3 protein-coding genes are annotated in these 2188 nt (G+C 68.6%); all 3 read right to left on the reverse strand.

The features are described from left to right. Nucleotides 1–315 (reverse strand): hypothetical protein (locus VJ693_RS09765; RefSeq protein WP_324153659.1); only part of this gene is annotated, 315 nt, incomplete at its 3' end. 23 nt (nucleotides 316–338) lie between these two features. Further along, nucleotides 339–1214 (reverse strand): ParB/RepB/Spo0J family partition protein, encoded by an 876-nt coding sequence (locus tag VJ693_RS09770; protein ID WP_324153661.1) that lies wholly within the window; start codon nucleotides 1212–1214, stop codon nucleotides 339–341. Then, nucleotides 1211–2077 carry a ParA family protein gene (locus VJ693_RS09775; protein WP_324153663.1) on the reverse strand — a complete coding sequence of 289 codons (867 nt, stop codon included), beginning with the start codon at nucleotides 2075–2077 and terminating at the stop codon, nucleotides 1211–1213. The genes VJ693_RS09770 and VJ693_RS09775 overlap by 4 nt, the downstream gene beginning before the upstream one ends. Between the last annotated feature and the right edge of the window lie 111 nt (nucleotides 2078–2188).

Consider the following 2188-nt stretch of genomic DNA (forward strand, 5'->3'; position numbering starts at 1 on the left):
CGCGCCGATCGAGAACGCCAGCATGCCCCACTTCGGGAAGTGCGGTGCGCCCATCAGAAACCCGAACACCAGCGTCACGAAAAAGCCGAGGAAGGCGATCGGCACGAGCACGATCCGCACCAGCGGCTCGGCCAGCACCAGCACCGTCACCAGGGCGAGCCGAACCAGCTGCCACGCGGCGAACAGCGAAGCCGCGATCACGCCAACGACGACCCGAAAGACCCCCGACGAAACCCCGCGCCGGGCCACCGGCACCGAAGTCACCCCATCCCGACCATCCACGGGACGCAGCGGCACCACGTTGTCCTTGCGCATCAACGACTCCTTGCTCACGGCCCTTATCGCGCCGTCCAGGCGATCAGCTTCAAGTCGGCCAGGTCCACCACCTGCCGCGAGCCGTCGTCGAAGTTGACGCTCGCGGTGCGCTTGCCTGGCTGCCCGTTCAAGCCCAAATGCCCTCGCCGGCCGCCATGCTCGACCACCATCGCACGCGCCACGCGCGTGCCTTCGATGCGACGGCTGTCCGACCCCTCGCCTCCCAAAGGCAGCGACGGCTGCGGCCGCACCACCCGGTCGAGCACCGAGCGCGTCAACGGGTCCTTGCCATCGAGCAGCGGCTCGACCACCGGCGCGTTCTCGCGCAGCCCGCGGGTGAGCTGGTACAGCACGCGCGTGTCGCGCGCCCGTCCATCGTCGAACGCCGCCCGCACCGCCGCGGGCGCATCGACCAGGCCCGCCGCCTCGGTGATGAACGACGCCGGCTTGCCCAGCTTGCGCGCGATCTCGGCGCGCGAGTCCCCGCAGCGCTCGCGCTCGGCAATGAAGTACGACAGATCGAACGGCGTGAGGTCCTCGCGCTGCAGGTTCTCCACCACCTGCGCGTACGGGTCCGCGTCCTCGTCCAGGAAGTACGGCACGGTGGTACGCCCGGCCAGCCGGCTGGCGCGCACCCGCCGCTCCCCGCGGTTGACGATGTAGCGTCCCGGGCGGTCCGGGTTCGTGCGCAGCGACACCGGCTCGAGCACCTTCTTGGCCCGGATCGATTCGGCGAGCTCGGCCAACGCCTTGTCGCTCATCGAGCGACGCGGCTGCCCCGGATCGAAGTCGATCAGGTCCAGCTCCATCTCGAGCGGCACCCCCGATATGGACCCGTCGTCGTCGCGCAGCAGCGCACTGGCCTTGAAGCGGTCCAGCCCCGACAGATTGAGCGTCATGCCACCTCCACGACCTCGGTGGCCACGATGCGCTGGTGGAGCAGCTCGAACACCCGCAGCACCTCCAAGCTCGCCTCGCGCGCCGAGGTCTTGGCCAGCCGCCACACCGGCACGCCGGCCGCGAGCGCCTCAGGGATGGCCGACCGTGTGGAAATCTTCGCCGGGATGACGAACCGCTCGTAGTGCGTCAGCAGATCGGCCAGGGCCTGCCGCTGCCGCGCCGAATGCGCGTTGAAGCGGTTGGCGATGATGCCGGCGAGCTTGAGCTGCGGGTTGTACTTCTGCCGCACGCCAAACACCGTCTTGAGCATGTCGGTCACGCCGTCGATGGAGTACTCCTCCAGCTCGATCGGACACGCCACATGGGTGGCGGCGATCAGCGCCGCGCTCATGCGCAGCCCCAGCGCCGGCGGCGTGTCGATCACGCAGGTATCGAAGCGGGAAGCCAGCGCCGCCATGTGCTGCCGAAACGCCGGGATCACGACATCCGGGCGAGCGCGCTCCAGATCGACCAGCGAGCGCGACCCCGCAAACAGCGCCACCGAACCCGCGCTGGCCGCTGGCACCGCGATCTCGGCCGCATCGAACAAAGCCGCGGAGGGGATGCCGCCGCTGAACGCCTGCAGGGTCTTGGACGAATTGCGCTGGCTGTCCAGGTCGACCACGGCCACCCGCTCGCCCCGCTTTTCGGCGAGCCAGTGGGCGTAGAGCACCGTCAGCGTGCTCTTGCCAGGGCCGCCTTTCTGGTTGGTGAAGACGATCACGCCCATGCTGGCGACCCGGCCGGAGAGCAACCGCCGTGCCCACCCGACTCCCAAACTCTTGCAATAGCCAAACCGCCAAAGAGTCGATTCAATGGCCATTCTTGTGTCGCTATTCGCACAAACATGAGAGCCGCTGCTAACATCGTGTCGCTCCGATCGCGGGTCCGCGCCGTCTGCCGACCGATGCAACCCGTGGCGCAGCAGAGGCTA

The sequence above is a fragment of the Ideonella sp. genome, from assembly GCF_035254525.1.
Lineage (GTDB): Bacteria > Pseudomonadota > Gammaproteobacteria > Burkholderiales > Burkholderiaceae_C > Ideonella.